The organism is Ideonella sp. (assembly GCF_041918995.1).
Taxonomy (GTDB): Bacteria; Pseudomonadota; Gammaproteobacteria; order Burkholderiales; family Burkholderiaceae_C; genus Ideonella.
The window spans coordinates 25,296-43,958 of sequence record NZ_JAYRUN010000015.1; the positions used below are offsets into that span (position 1 = coordinate 25,296).

The following is an 18,663-nucleotide window of genomic DNA, read 5'->3' on the forward strand; positions in this document are numbered from 1 at the left end:
GGCCCGGCGTGAGCTGGCTGGCCACGGCCGCCCTGGCGCCGCTGCTGTGGTGGCAGGGGCGGCGGGTGCGCCGCGTGGCGATGCGCCTGCCCGAGGCCCAGGGTGGCCGCGAGGGGATCGCCGGCGCGGGCACGGGCGCCGCCGCGGCCGCACCCTGGCGGCTGCTGGTCGTGGGCGACTCGTCCGCGGCCGGCGTGGGGGTGGACCACCAGGCCGTGGCCCTCGCGGCGCCACTGGCCGAGGCGCTGTCGCACCGCCTGCACCGGCCGGTGCACTGGCGCCTGCAGGCGCGCAGCGGCCACCGGGCGCACGACCTCCTGGCCACGCTGCGCACGGTGTCGCCCGCGCCCGCGGCCGACCTGATGCTGGTCGTCGCGGGCGTCAACGACGCGTCCGCGCTGACCCCCACCCGCACCTGGCTGGCCGCGTTGCAGGCGCTGCACGACACGGCCCGCGATCGCTGCGGCGTGCGCCAGGTGTGGCACAGCGCGCTGCCGCCCATGGGCCGATTTCCGCTGCTGCCCCAGCCGCTGCGCTGGGTGATGGGGCGCCACGCGGCACGGCTGGATGCGGCGCTGCAGGCGCACGTGCGCGGCCATGCCGCGCGCCGCTATGTGCCCTTGCCGGCGGTGCCGGCCGCGTCCGCGGGTGACGTGCCGGCCGGCTGGGTGGCCGCCGACGGCTTCCACCCGGGCCCGCTGGCCTACCGGGCCTGGGCGCTGTCGCTGGCCGAGGCGATGGCGGCCGAGCTGGGCACGGCGCCAGTGCCCTCCGACGCCGCCGCACCACACTGCATGCAATAGCGGAAGAACACGTTCTTGCGCGTGCCGCAGGCGCCGCAGCGGTCGAACAGCTTCAGGCCGCAGTGCACGCAGAAGTCGGGCTTCACCTCGCCGGTGGTCAGCACGGCGCGCTCGCAGCCCGGGCACACATTGGCGGCCATCTTCTTCAGCGCCTCGTCGGTGGTCAGGCGCTGACGGCGCTCCGCCTCGCCGCGCTGCTCCGCCTCGGCGCGCCGCGCGAGGTAGCGGCGCATGCCGCGCACGCCCCAGTGGCCGGCCAGGCCGGTGAGCGCGATGCCGACCGCGTAGCGCACGTAGCCGCCGTAGCTGGGCAGGTAGGGCACCAGCTCGAAGAAGAACGCGAAGGCCGCGAAGAGCACGAAGCCGCGCATCAGCGGCCAGTGGTCGCTGCGCCGCTTCTTCACCACCAGCCACACGGCCACGGCCAGCAGCGGCAGGGTCAGCGCCAGGCGCCAGCCGAAGACACGCAGCTCCTGCTGGAACAGGGCGCGGTCGTATCCGGCCTGGGCGTCGCCGAGCAGGCGGGCTTCCTCGCGGCGGCGCGCCTCCGCCTGCTGGTTCGTCTGCAGCTGCGCCGCTTCCAGGCGCTCCACCTCGGCCTGGGCGGCACGCTCGGCGGCCAGCAGGCGGTCCAGCTCCCGGGTGCGCCGCAGCAGCTCCGGGTCCTGGGCGCTGTCACCCGTCACCTGGCGGTTGGCCAGCCAGTTGCGGTGCGCCTCGCGGGCGTTCGCGTTGTCGCGTTGGGCGGCCTGCTGGGCCAGGCGCGCGGTGTCCAGCGCGTCGTCCTGCTCACGCTCGCGCTGCGCCAGGCCTTTGAGCGCCTCGCGCTCGGCTTCCAGCGCGCCGGGCGGGGCGAACTGCTCGATGGACAGCGGCGCCTCCACCCGCGGCAGGTCGCCGATCACCTGGCCGCCCAGGCCGATGAGGAAGCCGGCGAACAGGAAGGACACCGCCCACATGCCGAGCGCGAACAGGCGCTCGGGCACACGCAGACTCTTGAACATGGCGCGCTCCGGCCTCAGGCGGTGGGGGCCGCGGGCGCCGGAATGGCGCGCGGCTTGCCGTCGCGGTCGATGGCCACGTAGGTCAGGTCCGCCTCGGTCACCTTCACGAAGTGCGGGTCGGCCGGGTTGCGCTCGGCATAGACCTCCAGGTGCACCGACACGGAGGTGCGGCCCACGCGCGTGATCTCGGCGTAGAAGCTCAGCACGTCGCCCACCGACACCGGCTGCTTGAAGATGAACTGGTTCACCGCCACGGTGGTGATGCGGCCGCGGGCCACGCGGTGGCAGGCCACGGCGCCGGCCAGGTCGGCCTGGGCCATGATCCAGCCGCCGAAGACGTCGCCGTTGCCATTGGCGTCCGCCGGCATGGGCATGACACGCAGCACCAGTGCCTTGTCATCGGGCAAGCGCACGTCGGAGCGCTGCGGCACACTCGGGGCTGCGGTGGCCGCCGTGGGGGAAGTCGGTTCTGTCATGGCCGGCGTCCTGTGCGGACGGTTCGTTTGTCTGCCGCAGATTCTTCCACGATGCGTCGCTCCTCCCTGGCCGCCTCCGGCGACCCCGCCGCCTCCGCTGCGGCGACACCCCGCACCCGCTCCGACCGCGAGACGCTGCAGCGCCTGTGGCCGTTCCTGTGGCGCTACCGCTGGCGCGTGGGCGCGGCGCTGGTGTTCCTGGTGGCGGCCAAGCTGGCCAACCTGGGTGTGCCGGTGCTGCTCAAGCAGCTGGTGGACCGGCTCGACGTGAAGCCCGGCGATGCGGCGGCCGTGCTCGTGGTGCCGGGCGCGCTGCTGGTGGGCTATGCGCTGCTGCGCCTGTCCACCAGCGTGTTCACCGAGCTGCGCGAGCTGGTGTTCGCCAAGGCCACGCACGGCGCGTCCAAGCAGATCGCGCTGGACACCTTCCGCCACCTGCATGCGCTGAGCCTGCGCTTCCACCTGGAGCGCCAGACGGGCGGCATGACCCGAGACATCGAGCGCGGCACGCGGGCGCTGCAGTCGCTGGTGTCCTACTCGCTCTACACCATCCTGCCCACGGCGGTGGAGCTGACGCTGGCGCTGGTGCTGCTGGCGACGCAGTTCGACATGGGCTACGTGTGGATCACGCTGGCGGCGCTCGCGGCCTACGTGGCCTTCACCATCACGGTCACCGAGTGGCGCACGCAGTTCCGCCGGCGCATGAACGAGCTCGATTCGAAGGCCCATACCCGGGCCATCGACGCGCTGCTCAACTACGAGACGGTCAAGTACTTCAACAACGAGGACTTCGAGGCCCGCCGCTACGACGAGGGGCTGGACGCCTACCGGCGCGCGCAGATCCAGTCGCAGACCTCGCTGTCGCTGCTCAACACCGGCCAGCAGCTGATCATTGCCGCCTCGCTGCTGGCCATGCTGTGGCGCGCCACCAGCGGCGTGGTGGAAGGGCGACTGACGCTGGGCGACCTGGTGCTGGTCAACGCGCTGCTGATCCAGCTGTACATCCCCATGAACTTCCTGGGCGTGCTGTACCGCGAGGTCAAGCAGAGCCTGGCCGACCTGGACAAGATGTTCACGCTGCTGGAGCGCGAGCGCGAGGTGGCCGATGCGCCGGGCGCGCAGCCGCTGCAGGTGCAGGGTGCCACGCTGCGCTTCGAGGACGTGCACTTCGCCTACGACCCGAAGCGGCCCATCCTGCAGGGCGTGAGCTTCGAGGTGCCGGCTGGCCGCACGGTGGCGGTGGTGGGGCCCAGCGGCGCTGGCAAGAGCACGCTGGCCCGCCTGATCTACCGCTTCTACGACGTGCAGGCCGGGCGCATCACGCTCGATGGGCAGGACATCCGCGAGGTGACGCAGGACAGCCTGCGCCGGGCCATCGGCATCGTGCCGCAGGACACCGTGCTGTTCAACGACACCATCGCCTACAACATCGCCTATGGGCGGTCCGGCGCCACGCCCGAGCAGGTGCAGGCGGCCGCGCAGGCGGCGCACATCCACGCCTTCATCGCCGCGCAGCCGCTGGGCTACGACACGGTGGTGGGCGAGCGCGGCCTCAAGCTGTCCGGCGGCGAGAAGCAGCGCGTGGCCATCGCCCGCACGCTGCTGAAGAACCCGCCGCTGCTGATCTTCGACGAGGCCACCTCGGCGCTGGATTCGGCCAACGAGCGCGCCATCCAGGCCGAGCTGCGCAGCGCCTCGGCGGGCAAGACCACGCTGGTCATCGCGCACCGGCTGTCCACGGTGGTCGACGCGCACGAGATCCTGGTGATGGAGGCCGGGCGCATCGTCGAGCGCGGCCCGCATGCGGCCCTGCTGGCGCAGGGCGGGCGCTATGCTCGCATGTGGCAGCTGCAGCACAGCGCGCAGCACACCGGGCAGGAAGCAGGTCAGGAGACGGGCAGGGATGGACACCAAGTGGCTTGAGGACTTCGTCAGCCTGGCCGAGACGCGCAGCTTCTCCCGCTCCGCGCAGCTGCGCCACGTCACCCAGCCCGCCTTTTCGCGGCGCATCCAGGCGCTGGAGTCCTGGGCCGGCATCGACCTGGTCGACCGCTCGTCCTACCCCACGCGGCTGACCCCGGCCGGCGAGACCTTCCACGCCCAGGCGCTGGAGATCCTGGGCAACCTGCAGGCCACGCGCAACCTCATGCGCAGCCACCAGGCCAGCGGGCAGGACATGGTGGAGTTCGCGGTGCCGCACACCCTGGCCTTCACCTTCTTCCCGCACTGGCTGGTGGAGCTGCGCAAGCGCCTGCCCGGCTTCAAGAGCCGGCTCATCGCGCTGAACGTGCACGACGCCGTGCTGCGGCTGACCGAGGGGCATTGCGACCTGCTCATCGCCTACCACCACCCCACCCAGCCGCTGCAGCTCAGCCCCGACCGCTACGAGATGCTGAGCCTGGGCACCGAGACGCTGGCGCCCTACGCCAAGGCGGGCGCCGATGGCGCGCCGCTGTTCTCGCTGCCGGGCCGGGCCGGCGCGCCAGTGCCCTTCCTCAGCTACGCCTCCGGCGCCTACATGGCGCGGCTCGTGGAGCAGATCATCAAGCACGCCCACACGCCGCCCGTGCTGGACCCGGTGTACGAGACGGACATGGCCGAGGGCCTGAAGGCCATGGCGCTCGAAGGCCACGGCCTGGCCTTCCTGCCGGCCAGCTCGGTGCGCAAGGAGATCCGCGCCCGGCGCCTGGTGGCCGCCGGCACGAGCGACTACGAGCTCACCATGGAGGTGCGCATCTACCGTGAGCGGCCCGAGGTGGCTCGCCACGTGAAGCCCGGTGCGCAGGAGCTCTGGGCCTTCCTGCGCTCGCGGTCCTGACCCCGCGCGCCCGCGGCGTGCGGCCCTCGGCGTGCGGCCTGCGGCGAACCGCCGCCCTATGGTAGAAACCCGCAGCCGTCATGCGTGGAGTGCATGACCCCGCAATCCATCGGCATTGGCGGGTGTCCAACGGCACCGTTACAGTCCGCGCCCAGCGCCGCCCACCCCGCGGCGCCCGGGTGGCATACGGGCTAGCACGTACGCCCGCGGGGCGGGATTGCCGTTACACCCTCACCACCTCTGTAGTCTGAAGCCTCTTGGAAGGAGTTCGCATGAAGAAGTCTCTGGTCGGTTGGGCCGCGTTCGTCGCCTTGGCCGCCGCGGGTGCCGCCCACGCGCAGGCCACCGACACGCTGAAGAAGCTCAAGGACACCGGCGTGGTGACCATGGGTGTGCGGGAATCCTCCGGCGCGCTGTCGTACACGCTGGGTGACGGCAAGTACGTGGGCTACCACGTCGAGATCTGCCAGAAGGTGCTGGGCGACATCGAGAAGCAGCTCGGCCGCAAGCTCGAAGTGAAGTACCAGCCGGTGACCTCGCAGAACCGCATTCCGCTGGTGCAGAACGGCACCGTGGACATCGAGTGCGGCTCGACCACGAACAACATGACGCGCCAGAAGGATGTCGCCTTCGCCGTCACCACCTTCGTCGAGGAAGTGCGCATCGCGGTGAAGGCCAGCTCCGGCATCACCTCCATCGCCCAGCTCAACGGCAAGAAGGTGGCCACGACCACCGGCACCACCAGCGTGCAGACGCTGCGCAAGAACGAGCGCGCCACCAACGTGAACTTCGAGGAGGTCTTCGGCAAGGACCACGCCGACAGCTTCCTGCTGCTGGAGACGGGCCGTGCCGACGCCTTCGTAATGGACGGCTCGCTGCTGGCCGGCCTGGTGGCCAAGTCCAAGAACCCGGCCGAGTACAAGATCGTCGGCGAGGTGCTGTCCGTCGAGCCGATCGCCATCATGATGCGCAAGGACGACCCGGCCTTCAAGAAGGCGGTGGACGACAGCCTGCGCGCGATGATGAAGTCCGGCGAGATCGCGAAGCTCTACGACAAGTGGCTGATGCAGCCGATCCCGCCGGCCAACGCCAAGGTGGGCCTGCCCATGAGCGACAACCTGAAGGCGGCGCTGGCCAACCCCAACGACAAGCCGATGGAAGACTACGCGGCCAAGAAGTGAGCTCGAGGCCCGTGCGGCGCGCGCCCGGTGGGCGCGTGGCCTGCATGGCCTGACGGCGCGGTACCCCACGCGGGCCGCGCCGTTTCTTTGCCCGGCGGAGGGAACACGAAGTGGGTAACTGGGACTGGCAGGTCTTCTGCCGCGACACCATCGACCAGGAGGTGCGGCCACGCTGCTTCGGCAGCGGCGGCGACATCACCTACCTGGACTGGATGCTATCGGCCTGGGGCTGGACGCTGTCCGTCGCGCTGCTGGCGCTGGTGGTGGCGCTGGTGGTGGGCTCGCTCATGGGCATCCTGCGCACCACGCCGAGCAAGTGGCTGTCGGGCCTGGCCACGGCATGGACGGAGCTGTTCCGCAACATTCCGCTGCTGGTGCAGATCTTCCTCTGGTACCACGTGGTGCCGTCGCTGGTGCCGCCGCTGAAGGACCTGCCCAGCTTCGTCCTGGTGGTGCTGGGCCTGGGCTTCTTCACCTCCGCGCGCATCTCCGAGCAGGTCAAGGCGGGCATCCAGAGCCTGCCGCGCGGCCAGCGCTACGCGGGCCTGGCCATGGGCCTGACGCTGCCGCAGACCTACCGCTACGTGCTGATGCCGATGGCCTTCCGCATCGTCATCCCGCCGCTGACCAGCGAGAGCATGAACATCGTGAAGAACTCGGCCGTGGCCTTTGCGGTGTCCATCGCCGAGCTCACCCAGTTCGCGATGCAGGCGCAGGAGGAGACCTCGCGCGGCATCGAGATCTACCTCGCCGTGACCGCCCTGTACTTCATCTCGGCACTGGCCATCAACCGGGTGGCCAAGTTCATCGAGACACGCATGCAGGTGCCCGGCCTGATCGGCGGAGGCAAGTGATGCAACTCGACTTCGCTTTCCTCGACTGGGGTGTCGTCTCCAGCTTCGTCGCCAAGGGCTTCTGGTTCTCCATCCAGCTCACCCTGGTGGCCATGGTGGGCGGCATCCTGCTGGGCACGCTGCTGGCGCTGATGCGGCTGTCGGGCCGGCCCTGGCTGGTGGTCCCGGCGGCGGCCTACGTCAACACGCTGCGCTCCATCCCGCTGGTGATGGTGATCCTGTGGTTCTTCCTGCTGATCCCCATGCTGATCGGCCGGCCCATGGGCGCCGAGCTGTCGGCCATGATCACCTTCACGGTGTTCGAGGCCGCCTACTACTCAGAGATCATGCGGGCGGGCATCCAGAGCGTGCCGCGCGGGCAGGTGCACGCCGGCTACGCCATGGGCATGACCTACCGCCAGACCATGCAGCTGGTGGTGCTGCCGCAGGCCTTCCGCAACATGCTGCCGGTGCTGCTGACGCAGACCATCATCCTGTTCCAGGACACCTCGCTGGTCTACGCCATCGGCGCCTACGACCTGCTCAAGGGCTTCGAGGTGGCGGGCAAGAACTTCAACCGCCCGGTCGAGACCTACCTCACCGCCGCCGTCGTCTACTTCGTCATCTGCTTCAGCCTGTCCATGCTCGTGCGCCGGCTGCAGGCCAAGATCCAGATCATCCGATAGGAGCAAGCCGTGATCGAAATCAAGAACGTCAGCAAGTGGTACGGCGCGTTCCAGGTCCTGACCGACTGCACCACGAGCATCCAGAAGGGTGAGGTGGTGGTGGTCTGCGGCCCGTCGGGTTCCGGCAAGTCCACCCTCATCAAGACGGTCAACGCGCTGGAGCCCTTCCAGAAGGGCGACATCGTGGTCGACGGCGTGTCCATCGCCGACCCCAAGACCAATCTGCCCAAGCTGCGCAGCCGCGTCGGCATGGTGTTCCAGCACTTCGAGCTGTTTCCGCACCTGTCGGTGACCGAGAACCTCACGCTGGCGCAGGTGAAGGTGCTGGGCCGCAAGATGGACGACGCCAAGGCGCGTGGCCTGAAGATGCTCGACCGCGTCGGCCTGATGGCCCACAAGGACAAGTTCCCGGGCCAGCTCTCCGGCGGCCAGCAGCAGCGCGTGGCGATCGCCCGCGCGCTCAGCATGGACCCCATCGTCATGCTGTTCGACGAGCCCACCTCGGCGCTCGACCCCGAGATGGTGGGCGAGGTGCTGGACGTGATGGTGCAGCTGGCCAACGAGGGCATGACCATGATGTGCGTGACGCACGAGATGGGCTTTGCCCGCCGCGTGAGCCACCGCGTCATCTTCATGGACGCCGGTCGCATCGTCGAGGACTGCACCAAGGAGGAGTTCTTCGGCCACCCCGACGAGCGCAGCCCGCGCGCCAAGGACTTCCTCTCGAAGATCCTGCAGCACTGATCCCTTCGGGCGGATGGCTCGGCTCGACCTTCCTTGCTCACCGCACGGGCCGGCCCGCACCCGCCTCCGTTCCGCCTGAGGCTGGTTCGGCCTGAGCCTGTCGAAGGCCCTCTTGTGCCAGGGGGCCTCGCACCGCCCGCCCCCGACGCGGCTCAGGCCGGCGCGTGCTGCGCCAGCCAGGCGTGCAGCGCGGCGGCCGGCATGGGCCGGGCCACCAGGAAGCCCTGCAGCTCGTCGCAGCCCAGCGCGAGCAGCGTGTCGCGCTGCGCGGGGGTTTCCACGCCTTCGCCGGCCACGCGCATGCCCAGGCCGTGGCCCAGCTGCACCACGGTGCGGGCGATGGCCACGGCCCCCGGGTCGGCGGGCAGGCCGGCCACGAAGCCCCGGTCGATCTTGATGCGGTCGATGGGCAGGGCGCGCAGCTGCGCCAGCGAGCTGTGGCCGGCGCCGAAATCGTCCAGCGTGACCCGCACGCCGTGCTCGCCCAGGCGGTGCAGGGCGGCCTCCACGTGCTGCGGGTCACCGCCGAGGGCGCGCTCGGTGAGCTCGATCTCCAGCCAGCGGCCCGGCACCTGCTCCTCGTGCAGCATGGCGGGCAGCCAGCTGGCCAGCTCGGGCGCCTGGAACTCGCTGTTCGACAGGTTCACCGCCAGCGGGATGGGCGCGCCCAGGGGCCGGGCGGCGTGCCACGCGCGGGCCTGGCGCAGCGCCTGGCGCAGCATCAGCCGGCCGATGCGCGGCATGAGCCGGCGCTGCTCGGCCAGCGGCACGAAGCGCTCGGGCTCCAGCAGGCCGTGCTCGGGGTGGCGCCAGCGCAGCAGCCCCTCCACCGCCACGCAGGCGCCGCTGCCGGCGGCCACCAGCGGCAGGAACAGCCACTCGAACTCGCCGCGCTCGATCGCCTGGTTGAGCTCGACCTCCATCACCAGGGCGTCGTAGGCCATCTGCGCCATGGCCGGCGCGAAGAACTGGCAGTTCGCCCGGCCGCGCGACTTCGCCACGTACATGGCCGTGTCGGCGTGCTTGATCAGGGTGTCGGACGTGTCGCCATGCTCGGGAAACACCGCCACCCCGATGGACGGGGTCACCGACAGGCTGTGGCCGTCCACGTCCACCGGCATCTCGATGGCGCGCAGCAGCTTGTTCGCCACCTCGTCCACCTGGGCGCGCTCCTGCGCATCGGGCAGCAGCACCATGAACTCGTCGCCGCCGAAGCGCGCCACCAGGTCGCTGGCACGCAGCACGCCGGTGATGCGCTGCGCCACCGTGCGCAGCAGGCCGTCGCCCACCAGGTGGCCCAGCGAGTCGTTCACGCGCTTGAAGTGGTCCAGGTCGATGAACAGCAGGGCCAGCCGCTGGTCGCGGTGCGCCGCCACGTGCATGTGCTGCTCCAGCCGGTCCATCAGCGAGGCGCGGTTGGGCAGCCCGGTCAGCGGGTCGTGGTGGGCCAGGTGCTGGATGCGCGCCTGGGCCGCGTGCCGGTCGCGCATGTCGCGCACGATGGTCATGCGCATGCGCTCGCCGTGGCGCACCATGGTGCGCACGATGAACTCCACCGGGATGGGCGTACCGTCCTTGTGCAGGATGGCCAGCTCGTAGGTGAGCTCCTGGCCGCCGCTCATGACGGACAGCACGCGCGCGACGTGCTCCGGCGCGATGAAGCTCAGCACATGCCGGCCGATGATCTCCTCGGGCGCATAGCCCGTCAGGGCGAGGATGGGCGGGTTGACGTCCGTCACCAGCCCGTCCTTGTGGAAGACGATGCCTTCCACGCTGGCCTGCATGAACTTCGCCAGCCGCTCCTCGGATTCGCGCACCGCCGCCTCGGCCAGGCGGTGCTTGGTGATGTCCGAGATGAGCACGAAGCAGGACTGCGGCGTGCCGTCGTCGTCCAGGTGCGGCAGCAGGTGCACCTCCAGCCAGCGCGGGCGGCCGTGGCGGTCGGTGATGCGTCGTTCGTAGACGGCGGGCAGGCGCTGCTCCAGCACCTGGTCCACCTGGGGGCCGATCTCCTGGGCCGCCTCCTCGCCGATGATCTCGGCGAAGGTCAGGCCCACGATGGAGCGCTCGTCGCGGCCGAAGGTGCGCGCGTACTGCTTGTTGGCGAACTGGCAGCGCCGGCTGGTCGCGTCGTAGCAGGCAATCAGCGCCGGCACGTTGTCGGCCAGCAGGCGGAACTGCGCAGCGCTGAAGTCTTCGAAGGAGCGGTCGGTCAAGTCAGCCTCTCGCGCCCGACGCACGGCGGACGGCCAGGGCCCGGGCAACCCATCATAGTGGGGCGGCCGGCCGGCGGGAATCGGGGGGCGCCCCGGCGCCAGGGCCAGGACTGCGACAATTCCCGCATGTCCTCGCCTTCTTCCGCGGCCCGGGTCGCCGCCTCCGACACCCTCACCCTGACCCGCCCGGACGACTGGCACCTGCACGTGCGCGACGGCGCGGCGCTGGCCAGCGTGCTGCCGCACACGGCCCGCCAGTTCGCCCGCGCCATCGTGATGCCCAACCTGCGGCCACCGGTCACCACCACCGCCCAGGCCCTGGCCTACCGCGAGCGCATCCTGGCCGCCCGCCCGGCGGCGGGCGAGCCCGGCGCCGATTTCCAGCCGCTGATGACGCTGTACCTCACCGACAACACGCCGGCCGAGGAGATCGCGCGGGCCCGTGCCGCGGGCATCGTCGCGCTCAAGCTCTATCCGGCGGGCGCGACCACCAACAGCGATGCCGGCGTCACCGACATCCGGCGCACGTATGCCACGCTGGAGGCCATGCAGCGCGAGGGCCTGCTGCTGCTGGTGCACGGCGAGGTCACCGACCCGGCCATCGACCTGTTCGACCGCGAGGCGGTGTTCATCGAGCAGGTCATGCAGCCCCTGCGGCGTGACTTCCCGGCGCTGAAGGTGGTGTTCGAGCACATCACCACCCGGGAGGCGGCCCAGTACGTGGCGCAGGCGGGCCCGCACACCGCCGCCACCATCACGGCGCACCACCTGCTGTACAACCGCAACGCCATCTTCCAGGGCGGCCTGCGTCCCCACTACTACTGCCTGCCCGTGCTCAAGCGCGAGCAGCATCGCCAGGCGCTGCTGGCGGCCGTGGCCTCGGGCTCCGACCGCTTCTTCCTGGGCACCGACTCGGCCCCCCATGCCGCCGTGATGAAGGAAGCGTCCGTCTGCGGCGCCGGCTGCTTCACCGCACCGGCCGCATTGGAGCTGTACGCCGAGGCCTTCGAATCCGTGGGCGCGCTGGACAAGCTCGACGCCTTCGCCAGCGCCCACGGCCCGGCCTTCTACGGCCTGCCGCGCAACGCCGGCACGGTGACGCTGCGGCGCGAGCCCTGGGCCCTGCCGGAGAGCCTGCCGTTCGCGCAGGACGCGGCCATCAAGCCGCTGCGCGGAGGCGAGACGCTGTCCTGGCGGCTGGTCGCCTGACGCCCGGCGTCCCGGGCCGGGGCCCCTAACCCGAAGGGGCCCCGGCGTCGGCGGGCAGGCGGGCGCGTGCGTTGCCCAGGCGGACTCTTGCCGACGAGACGCCATGCCGCCCACCCCCTGCCGACTTCGCCCCCTGCCGCGCCCGCGGCGCGCCACGCTGGCCTGGCCGCTCATCGCGGCGGCGGCCATCGCCGCGGCCTTCGCCTCGCCCGATGTCCCCGCGGCCACGCCCGGCGCGGCGGCCGACCGGGCGCTGGCCGTGGCCCGGGCCGCCCAGGCCGACGACAACGCCTGCGCGGCGATCCGCCCGTTCTACTGGGAGATCGGCGACGCCGGCGGGGCGCTGGCCAGCGGCTCGGTGCGTCGCCCCGGCCAGCCGGACACCGTGGAGGCCGGCACGGTGCTGGCGATCGCCTCCGCGTCCAAGTGGCTGTGGGGCGCCTACGCGGTGCAGCGCCGCCAGGGCCAGCCCACCGAGGACGACATCCGCCACCTCCACTTCCGCGCCGGCTACAGCGACTTCTCCTGGTGCCGGCCCGGGCACACGGTGGGGCAGTGCCAGGCCTTCCGCCGCAACGACGAGGTGGACCCGCGCACCGAGGGGCGCTTCGACTACAGCGGCGGCCACATGCAGCACCATGCCGTGCTGCTGGGCCTGGGTGCGCTGGACAACGCGGGCCTGGCGCGTGAGCTGCGCAGCCAGCTGGGCCAGGACATCCGGTTGACGTATTCCCAGCCGCAGCCGGCCGGCGGCGTGGTGACCAGCGCCGAGGACTACGCCCGCTTCCTGCGCAAGTTGCTCACCGGCGAGCTGCAGCTGGGGCGACAGCTCGGTGCACACGCGGTCTGCACCAACCGCCTGCGCTGCCCCGGCCAGGCCGTGCACACGCCGGTGCCGCTGCGCGAAGCCTGGCACTACGGGCTCGGCCACTGGATCGAGGACGACCCGCGCACCGGCGACGGCAGCTTCAGCAGCGCCGGTGCCTTCGGCTTCTACCCCTGGATCACCGCCGACCGTCGCTTCTACGGCGTCATCTCGCGCCGCGGCCCGGCCGGCTCCGGCCAGGCGTCGGCCCAATGCGGGCGGCTGCTGCGCGACGCCTGGCAGGCATCGCCCCCCTAACCGCAGGCAAGGGGGGCCCTCCGCGTGGAGGGATCGGCGTCGCTAGAGTCGCCGCTCCGTTCAACCACAAGAGGGATATGAGAATGCGTGTTTCGTCCTTGCCGCGTGCCACCGTGCTGGCCGCCGTCTGTGCCCTGGCCAGCCTCGCGGGTGCTGCCCAGGCCCAGTCCACCACCTGGGCCGACTGGACCGCCGTCAACGGCACCACGATGTCCGGCCGCCTCATGCTGCCCGACGGCGCCGTGCGGGTGAAGTTCTCGGGGCCGGCGCTGTACTTCAGCCAGATCGGCGAGGCGGGCGACCGCGACTACTGGATCTCCGGCTCGCCGGACGCCTACGCCGCCACCGGCCGGCCCACTGGCGTGGACCTGATGGGCTTCGTCGGCGGCACCGACACCCAGAAGTACAAGATCACCTTCAGCCGGCCGGTGACCAACCCGGTGATCGCCCTGCTGTCCCTGGGTCGCAACGGCGCGCCGGCGCGTTATGTGTTCACGCAGACACCGACGCTGCTGTCCTCGGGCGTGGGCTACTACGGCGGCTGCGCCACCTGCCTCACGGTCAAGAAGCGCACCGTCACCGGCACCGAGGGCCACGGCGTGGTGCAGTTCGTGGGCACCTTCAGCTCGCTGAGCTGGTCCATGCCGGACTACGAAAACTGGCACGGCGTGCAGGTGGGCGTGCCGGCCGCCGCCGCCGACTGAGGCATCGGCGCCCCGGGGAACGGGGCGCCGTCCTGCTGCGCCGTCAGGCGGGCAGGAAGCCCTCGATCGACAGGTAGCGCTCGCCCGTGTCGTAGTTGAAGCCCAGCACCCGGGCACCGGCCGGCAGGTCGGGCAGCTTCTGGCTGATGGCCGCCAGCGTGGCGCCGCTGGAGATGCCCACCAGCAGGCCCTCCTGGCGGGCGCAGCGGCGCGCCATCTCGCGCGCCGCCTCCGCCTCCACCTGGATCACGCCGTCCAGCAGCGTGGTGTCCAGGTTCTTCGGCACGAAGCCCGCGCCGATGCCCTGGATGGGGTGGGGCGAGGGCTGGCCGCCGCTGATGACGGGCGACTGCGTCGGCTCGACGGCGAACACCTTCAGCTGCGGCCAGCGGGCCTTGAGCACGCGGGCGCAGCCGGTGAGGTGGCCGCCGGTGCCCACGCCGGTGATCAGCGCGTCCAGGCCGTCGGGGAAGTCCGCGGCGATCTCCTCGGCGGTGGTGCGCACGTGCACGTCGATGTTCGCCGGGTTCTCGAACTGCTGCGGCATCCACGCCCCGGGCGTCTGCTCCACCAGTTCCTGGGCGCGGGCGATGGCGCCCTTCATGCCCTTCTCGCGCGGGGTGAGGTCGAACTTCGCGCCATAGGCCAGCATCAGGCGGCGGCGCTCCACGCTCATGCTGTCGGGCATGACCAGGACCAGGGTGTAGCCCTTGACTGCGGCCACCATGGCCAGGCCGATGCCGGTGTTGCCGGAGGTGGGCTCGATGATCGTGCCGCCCGGCTGGAGCTGGCCCGACGCCTCCGCGGCCTCCACCATGGCCAGCGCGATGCGGTCCTTGACCGAGCCGCCCGGGTTGCTGCGCTCGGACTTCACCCACACCTCGTGGCGGTCGCCGAACAGGCGGTTGATGCGGATATGCGGCGTGTTGCCGATGGTGGCGAGGACGTTGGCGGCCTTCATGGGGGTCTCCGGTCGGATCGATAACCTGCCGATGATGCCGCAATGCGCGTGGCCGCGTGGTCTTGCCGGCCATGGGACAATCCAACCCGTCGTGAAGCGGGCCAGGCCGCCGCTGGTGCACCCGCCGAAAGGCCGCACTGGAGGAAGGTCCGGACTGCACAGGGCAGCGTAGCGGGTAACGCCCGTCCACCGCGAGGTGCGGATCAGAGCCACAGAGACGAGTCCGCCAGGCGCAAGCCCGGCGGGGTGAAACGCGGCAATCTCTACGCGCAGCAACACCAAATAGGCCGGCTATGACGCGGCCCGTCGAGCCGGCGGGTAGGTGGCATCGAGCCAGGCGGGCAACCGCCCGGCCCAGAGGAATGGCGGCCACGGGGACGCAGACGTCGCAAGGCGTTTGCCAGCCGCACAGAATCCGGCCTATCGGCCCGCTTCACGACACCTTTTCAACCTTCACGCCCGCCTTCGCGCGGGCCGGCCGCATGAACCCTGAAGCCTCGCGCATCTGGCGCGGCCCCCGCTGGGCCCTCGCGGCGCTGCTCGCCTGCCTGGGCATGCTGGGCCCGTTTTCCATCGACACCTACCTGCCGGCCTTCACCGGCATCGCGCAGTCGCTGGGGGCCACGCCGGTGCAGATGCAGCAGACGCTGTCGGCCTACCTGCTCGGCTTCGCGGTGATGAACCTGTTCCACGGGGCGCTGGCCGACAGCTTCGGCCGCCGGCCGGTGGTGCTGGCGGGCGTGGCGGTGTTCACGCTGGCGTCGGTGGGCTGCGCGCTGTCCACGTCCATCGGCGCGCTCGTGGGGTTTCGCGCCCTGCAGGGCATGTGCGCCGGCGCGGGCATGGTGGTGTCCCGCGCGATCATCCGCGACCTGTTTCCGCCGGCGGACGCGCAGCGCGTGATGTCGCAGGTCACCATCTACTTCGGCGTGGCCCCGGCCATCGCGCCCATGGTGGGCGGCTTCCTGTTCGTGCACGCCGGCTGGCACGCGATCTTCTGGTTCCTGGTGGGCGTAGGCGCGCTGCTGTGGCTGACCATGTGGCGGGCGCTGCCCGAGACGCTGCACCCCAGCCAGGTGCAGGCCTTCAGCGTGCGCAACCTGATGCGCGGCTACTGGCAGATGGGCTCCAGCCCCGTGTTCATCGCCCTTGCCTTCGCCTCGGGCGTGCCGTTCAACGGCATGTTCCTGTACGTGCTGTCGGCGCCGGTGTTCCTGGGCGAGATCCTGCACCTGGGCCCGACGGAGTTCTTCTGGTTCTTCATGGCCACCATCGGCGGCATCATGGCCGGCGCCTGGTGGTCGGGCCGGCTCGCGGGGCGCCTGCCGCCGCAGCGGCAGATCCGGCGCGGCTTCCGCATCATGGCCGCGGTCTCGCTGGTCAACGTGGGGCTCAACCTGGGCTTCACGCCGCACCCGGCCTGGGCCATCCCGCTCATCGCGCTGTTCGCCTTCGGCTGGGCGCTGATGGTGCCGGTGGTGACGCTGCTGGTGCTGGACCAGGCGCCGGACCGGCGCGGCATGGCCTCGTCGCTGCAGGCCTGCATCGGCAGCGCGGCCAACGCGCTGGTGGCCGGTGCCATCGCGCCGCTGGTGATGCACTCGGCGCCGGCCCTCGCGGTGGCCTCGCTGCTCATGATGGGCATCGGGGTGGTGGCCTGGTGGTGGGTCAAGCCGCGGCTGGCGCTGGGCTGAGCGGGCCGCTGAGGGGCCGTTGAGGGGCCGCTGAGGGGGCCGCCAACGCAGCGCACCGCGGGGCCGCGCGGCGCGGCCGCCGTGCGACGCCGTGCACGGTGCGCCGGGCGGACGCCTCAAGAACGCTGCCGTGTGCGCCGATACCGAAGGCGAGTCCCCTCCCATCGCCTTCGCCATGCCTCTCGACCTGCCGGGCCGCGCCCGATCCCCCCTCCTGCAGCACCAGGCCGCCCCCCCCGCCGCGTGGCGCTGGCGCCTGGACGCCGCCTGCCCGGGCGCGGTGGTGGCGCTCGTGGCGGCGGCCCTGGTCGGCGCGGCCGCGCCGGCAGACGCCCGCCAGGCGGCCGACGGGGCCTCGGCCGCCCCGGCGCGTGCCGAGCGTGGCGGCCGGGCCGCCTCGGCCGACGCGGACCCCATGGACACGCTGCGCCAGAAGCTGGCCGACCGGCTGGGCGCGCAGAAGCCGGCCGAGGCGCCGTCGAACGTGGTGCGGGTGGAGAACCACACGCCCCCCCCTGCGCCGCCTGCGTCGCCCGCGGGCACGGTGGCCAGGGCCCGGCCGAAAGCCGCCACGGCCACCGTCGCCCGCACGCCGTCGGTCCCCCGGCCGCCGCGGGACGAGCCGGCCGCGCCCGCCTTGGCGCGCGCCGCGCACGCCAAGGCCCCGTCCCAGGCCGCCCATACCCACGCCGCCGCCCACTGGGACTACGCGGGCGAGTTCGGGCCGGAGGCGTGGGGGCGCATGAAGCCGGAATTCGCCCAGTGCGCCGCCGGCCAGCGGCAAAGCCCCATCGACATCCGCGGCGGCATCGCCGTGCAGCTGGAGCCCATCCAGTTCGACTACCGGCCCAGCGGCTTCTCGGTGATCGACAACGGCCACACGGTGCAGGTCAACCTGCCCGCCGGCAACGCCATCACCGTGCTCGGCCGCCGCTACGAGCTCAGGCAGTTCCATTTCCACCGGCCGTCGGAAGAGCGCATCAACGGCCGCCAGTTCGACATGGTGGCGCACCTGGTGCACCAGGACGCCGAAGGGCGGCTGGCGGTGGTGGCCGTGCTGCTCGACCGCGGCGTGGCGCAGCCGGTGGTGCAGGCCGTGTGGAACGCCTTGCCGCTGGAAAAGGGCGAGGACCAGGCCGCCCCCGGCGTGATCGACCTCAACCGGCTGCTGCCGGAGGACCGCCGCTACTACACCTACATGGGCTCTCTCACCACGCCGCCGTGCACCGAGGGCGTGCTGTGGATGGTGATGAAGACGCCGGTGCCCGTGTCGCCGGAGCAGGTGCAGATCTTCTCGCACCTGTACCCGATGAATGCGCGTCCGGTGCAGTCCACCGCGGGCCGGCTCATCAAGGAGTCGAACTGAGTCGGCGCGGCCCTGGCCGCATGACGCAGGTCAATGTGATCTGCGTCAAGTTCGCGCCCGCGGCGGCCCGCTACCTTGCGGGCCCATGCGCACGCTGCCCGCCCCGCCTGCCGGCCTTGCCGCGTCAGCCCACGCTGCCGACGAGCAGGGCCTGCAGCACGTAGCCGTCGCGCTCGCCCTCGGCGGGCGCGGTGCTGTCGGCGCCGGGCGCCAGCATGGCGGCCACGGTGCGCGCCGCGGTGCCCAGGCCGCCCAGGCCGTCGTACACCGGCACGCCCGCATGGCGGCGGATCTGCGCCACGGTCGCGGCCGGCAGGCCCTGGCATTCGATGGCGTCGTAGAGGCGGCCCAGCACACGCGCGGTCTGCGGCAGTGCGTCGGCGTCGTCCAGCCCGGCCACGCTCGGCCGGATGCGCACCACGTGGGCACCGAGCGCCGTGGCGGCCTGCTCGAAGCGCATGGCCGCCTCGCTGTGCTCGTCCTCGCACACCAGGCCGAGGTTGCGGCCCTGCAGGGGGTGCGTGGCCAGCCCTTCGCGGGCCTGGCGCATGAGCGCGGCCGCCGAGGCCACGAGGTGCTGGCGATCGGCGTCGGACATGGTGTCCAGGGCGGCGGGCAGGGTGGAGGAGGGGCTGAACGGCATGGTGCGGTGAGGGGGCCGGGACGGCGCCACGACACAGATGGCAAGACTACCGGGCCCTCATGCGGCGGCTTTGATGGCGGTCAACGCATGGGGGCGTCCCTTGTGCTGATACACGGGGGTTACCGACGGTTGACCGAGCGTTACGCAGCGACGCCGGCCATTGGCACGCCGTTGTCCGTCGCTTCCTACAGTGCAGGGCAGA

General features: G+C 71.7%; 17 protein-coding genes and 1 other RNA gene. 13 read left to right on the top strand and 5 right to left on the bottom strand.

What is annotated here, in order from left to right:
- Nucleotides 1–8: 8 nt before the first annotated feature.
- A complete protein-coding gene (locus tag ACE3UN_RS14250; RefSeq protein ID WP_374675632.1) occupies nucleotides 9–803 on the top strand; it encodes an SGNH/GDSL hydrolase family protein in 795 nt (264 codons plus the stop codon).
- Here the strand turns inward: ACE3UN_RS14250 and ACE3UN_RS14255 are convergent.
- Together ACE3UN_RS14255 and ACE3UN_RS14260 are read right to left on the bottom strand one after the other, a co-directional pair.
- Nucleotides 704–1,807 carry a serine endopeptidase gene (locus ACE3UN_RS14255; protein ID WP_374675633.1) on the bottom strand — a complete coding sequence of 368 codons (1,104 nt, stop codon included), beginning with the start codon at nucleotides 1,805–1,807 and terminating at the stop codon, nucleotides 704–706. The two genes, ACE3UN_RS14250 and ACE3UN_RS14255, sit on opposite strands and share 100 nt — an antisense overlap.
- Nucleotides 1,808–1,821: 14 nt before the next feature.
- Complete coding sequence (locus ACE3UN_RS14260; RefSeq protein WP_374675634.1) at nucleotides 1,822–2,283, bottom strand: acyl-CoA thioesterase; 462 nt, start codon at nucleotides 2,281–2,283, stop codon at nucleotides 1,822–1,824.
- Nucleotides 2,284–2,334: 51 nt separating this feature from the next.
- On the opposite strand from ACE3UN_RS14260, the gene ACE3UN_RS14265 reads away from it, so the two are divergent.
- The 6 genes from ACE3UN_RS14265 to ACE3UN_RS14290 all read left to right on the top strand — a co-directional run bounded on the left by ACE3UN_RS14265 (nucleotide 2,335) and on the right by ACE3UN_RS14290 (nucleotide 8,545).
- Entirely contained in the window at nucleotides 2,335–4,206 is a 1,872-nt protein-coding gene (locus ACE3UN_RS14265) for an ABC transporter ATP-binding protein/permease (protein WP_374675635.1), read from the top strand.
- Nucleotides 4,187–5,101 carry a LysR substrate-binding domain-containing protein gene (locus ACE3UN_RS14270; RefSeq protein ID WP_374675636.1) on the top strand — a complete coding sequence of 305 codons (915 nt, stop codon included), beginning with the start codon at nucleotides 4,187–4,189 and terminating at the stop codon, nucleotides 5,099–5,101. The genes ACE3UN_RS14265 and ACE3UN_RS14270 overlap by 20 nt, the downstream gene beginning before the upstream one ends.
- A 272-nt stretch (nucleotides 5,102–5,373) precedes the next feature.
- The gene (locus ACE3UN_RS14275) at nucleotides 5,374–6,282 is read left to right on the top strand and encodes an amino acid ABC transporter substrate-binding protein (RefSeq protein ID WP_374675637.1); all 909 of its coding nucleotides are present in this window, start codon (nucleotides 5,374–5,376) and stop codon (nucleotides 6,280–6,282) included.
- A gap of 110 nt (nucleotides 6,283–6,392) precedes the next feature.
- Nucleotides 6,393–7,136 carry an amino acid ABC transporter permease gene (locus ACE3UN_RS14280; protein ID WP_374675638.1) on the top strand — a complete coding sequence of 248 codons (744 nt, stop codon included), beginning with the start codon at nucleotides 6,393–6,395 and terminating at the stop codon, nucleotides 7,134–7,136.
- Nucleotides 7,136–7,801 (top strand): amino acid ABC transporter permease, encoded by a 666-nt coding sequence (locus ACE3UN_RS14285; RefSeq protein ID WP_374675639.1) that lies wholly within the window; start codon nucleotides 7,136–7,138, stop codon nucleotides 7,799–7,801. Before ACE3UN_RS14280 ends, ACE3UN_RS14285 begins: the two co-directional genes overlap by 1 nt.
- Nucleotides 7,802–7,810: 9 nt before the next feature.
- The gene (locus ACE3UN_RS14290) at nucleotides 7,811–8,545 is read left to right on the top strand and encodes an amino acid ABC transporter ATP-binding protein (RefSeq protein WP_374675640.1); all 735 of its coding nucleotides are present in this window, start codon (nucleotides 7,811–7,813) and stop codon (nucleotides 8,543–8,545) included.
- Nucleotides 8,546–8,697: 152 nt separating this feature from the next.
- On the opposite strand, the gene ACE3UN_RS14295 is transcribed toward ACE3UN_RS14290, so the two are convergent.
- Nucleotides 8,698–10,761 carry a putative bifunctional diguanylate cyclase/phosphodiesterase gene (locus ACE3UN_RS14295; protein ID WP_374675641.1) on the bottom strand — a complete coding sequence of 688 codons (2,064 nt, stop codon included), beginning with the start codon at nucleotides 10,759–10,761 and terminating at the stop codon, nucleotides 8,698–8,700.
- Nucleotides 10,762–10,887: 126 nt separating this feature from the next.
- Between ACE3UN_RS14295 and pyrC the strand changes: the two genes are divergently transcribed.
- The 3 genes from pyrC to ACE3UN_RS14310 all read left to right on the top strand — a co-directional run bounded on the left by pyrC (nucleotide 10,888) and on the right by ACE3UN_RS14310 (nucleotide 13,797).
- Nucleotides 10,888–11,970: a dihydroorotase gene (pyrC, locus tag ACE3UN_RS14300; protein WP_374675642.1), complete on the top strand. Its 1,083-nt coding sequence runs from the start codon at nucleotides 10,888–10,890 to the stop codon at nucleotides 11,968–11,970.
- A gap of 103 nt (nucleotides 11,971–12,073) precedes the next feature.
- Nucleotides 12,074–13,093 (top strand): hypothetical protein, encoded by a 1,020-nt coding sequence (locus ACE3UN_RS14305; protein ID WP_374675643.1) that lies wholly within the window; start codon nucleotides 12,074–12,076, stop codon nucleotides 13,091–13,093.
- Nucleotides 13,094–13,176: 83 nt separating this feature from the next.
- The gene (locus ACE3UN_RS14310) at nucleotides 13,177–13,797 is read left to right on the top strand and encodes a hypothetical protein (RefSeq protein ID WP_374675644.1); all 621 of its coding nucleotides are present in this window, start codon (nucleotides 13,177–13,179) and stop codon (nucleotides 13,795–13,797) included.
- Nucleotides 13,798–13,840: 43 nt separating this feature from the next.
- Here ACE3UN_RS14310 and cysK read toward each other — a convergent pair whose 3' ends face one another.
- A complete protein-coding gene (cysK, locus tag ACE3UN_RS14315; RefSeq protein ID WP_374675645.1) occupies nucleotides 13,841–14,758 on the bottom strand; it encodes a cysteine synthase A in 918 nt (305 codons plus the stop codon).
- A gap of 93 nt (nucleotides 14,759–14,851) precedes the next feature.
- Here cysK and rnpB point away from each other — a divergent pair.
- From rnpB to ACE3UN_RS14330, 3 genes are all read left to right on the top strand, one after another.
- Nucleotides 14,852–15,197, top strand: an RNA gene (gene rnpB, locus ACE3UN_RS14320) — RNase P RNA component class A.
- A gap of 43 nt (nucleotides 15,198–15,240) precedes the next feature.
- The gene (locus ACE3UN_RS14325; RefSeq protein WP_374675646.1) at nucleotides 15,241–16,452 is read left to right on the top strand and encodes a multidrug effflux MFS transporter; all 1,212 of its coding nucleotides are present in this window, start codon (nucleotides 15,241–15,243) and stop codon (nucleotides 16,450–16,452) included.
- A gap of 175 nt (nucleotides 16,453–16,627) precedes the next feature.
- Nucleotides 16,628–17,818 (top strand): carbonic anhydrase, encoded by a 1,191-nt coding sequence (locus ACE3UN_RS14330; RefSeq protein WP_374675647.1) that lies wholly within the window; start codon nucleotides 16,628–16,630, stop codon nucleotides 17,816–17,818.
- A 124-nt stretch (nucleotides 17,819–17,942) separates the two neighbouring features.
- On the opposite strand, the gene ACE3UN_RS14335 is transcribed toward ACE3UN_RS14330, so the two are convergent.
- Complete coding sequence (locus tag ACE3UN_RS14335) at nucleotides 17,943–18,461, bottom strand: ornithine carbamoyltransferase (protein WP_374675648.1); 519 nt, start codon at nucleotides 18,459–18,461, stop codon at nucleotides 17,943–17,945.
- Between the last annotated feature and the right edge of the window lie 202 nt (nucleotides 18,462–18,663).

Bases quoted from the DNA above. Each gene is read 5' to 3' on its own strand.
- ACE3UN_RS14255 (WP_374675633.1), bottom strand. From the start codon at position 1,807: ATGTTCAAGAGTCTGCGTGTGCCCGAGCGCCTGTTCGCGCTCGGCATG.
- ACE3UN_RS14260 (WP_374675634.1), bottom strand. From the start codon at position 2,283: ATGACAGAACCGACTTCCCCCACGGCGGCCACCGCAGCCCCGAGTGTG.
- ACE3UN_RS14265 (WP_374675635.1), top strand. From the start codon at position 2,335: ATGCGTCGCTCCTCCCTGGCCGCCTCCGGCGACCCCGCCGCCTCCGCT.
- ACE3UN_RS14270 (WP_374675636.1), top strand. From the start codon at position 4,187: ATGGACACCAAGTGGCTTGAGGACTTCGTCAGCCTGGCCGAGACGCGC.
- ACE3UN_RS14275 (WP_374675637.1), top strand. From the start codon at position 5,374: ATGAAGAAGTCTCTGGTCGGTTGGGCCGCGTTCGTCGCCTTGGCCGCC.
- ACE3UN_RS14285 (WP_374675639.1), top strand. From the start codon at position 7,136: ATGCAACTCGACTTCGCTTTCCTCGACTGGGGTGTCGTCTCCAGCTTC.
- pyrC (WP_374675642.1), top strand. From the start codon at position 10,888: ATGTCCTCGCCTTCTTCCGCGGCCCGGGTCGCCGCCTCCGACACCCTC.
- ACE3UN_RS14305 (WP_374675643.1), top strand. From the start codon at position 12,074: ATGCCGCCCACCCCCTGCCGACTTCGCCCCCTGCCGCGCCCGCGGCGC.
- ACE3UN_RS14310 (WP_374675644.1), top strand. From the start codon at position 13,177: ATGCGTGTTTCGTCCTTGCCGCGTGCCACCGTGCTGGCCGCCGTCTGT.
- cysK (WP_374675645.1), bottom strand. From the start codon at position 14,758: ATGAAGGCCGCCAACGTCCTCGCCACCATCGGCAACACGCCGCATATC.
- ACE3UN_RS14325 (WP_374675646.1), top strand. From the start codon at position 15,241: ATGAACCCTGAAGCCTCGCGCATCTGGCGCGGCCCCCGCTGGGCCCTC.
- ACE3UN_RS14330 (WP_374675647.1), top strand. From the start codon at position 16,628: ATGCCTCTCGACCTGCCGGGCCGCGCCCGATCCCCCCTCCTGCAGCAC.
- ACE3UN_RS14335 (WP_374675648.1), bottom strand. From the start codon at position 18,461: ATGCCGTTCAGCCCCTCCTCCACCCTGCCCGCCGCCCTGGACACCATG.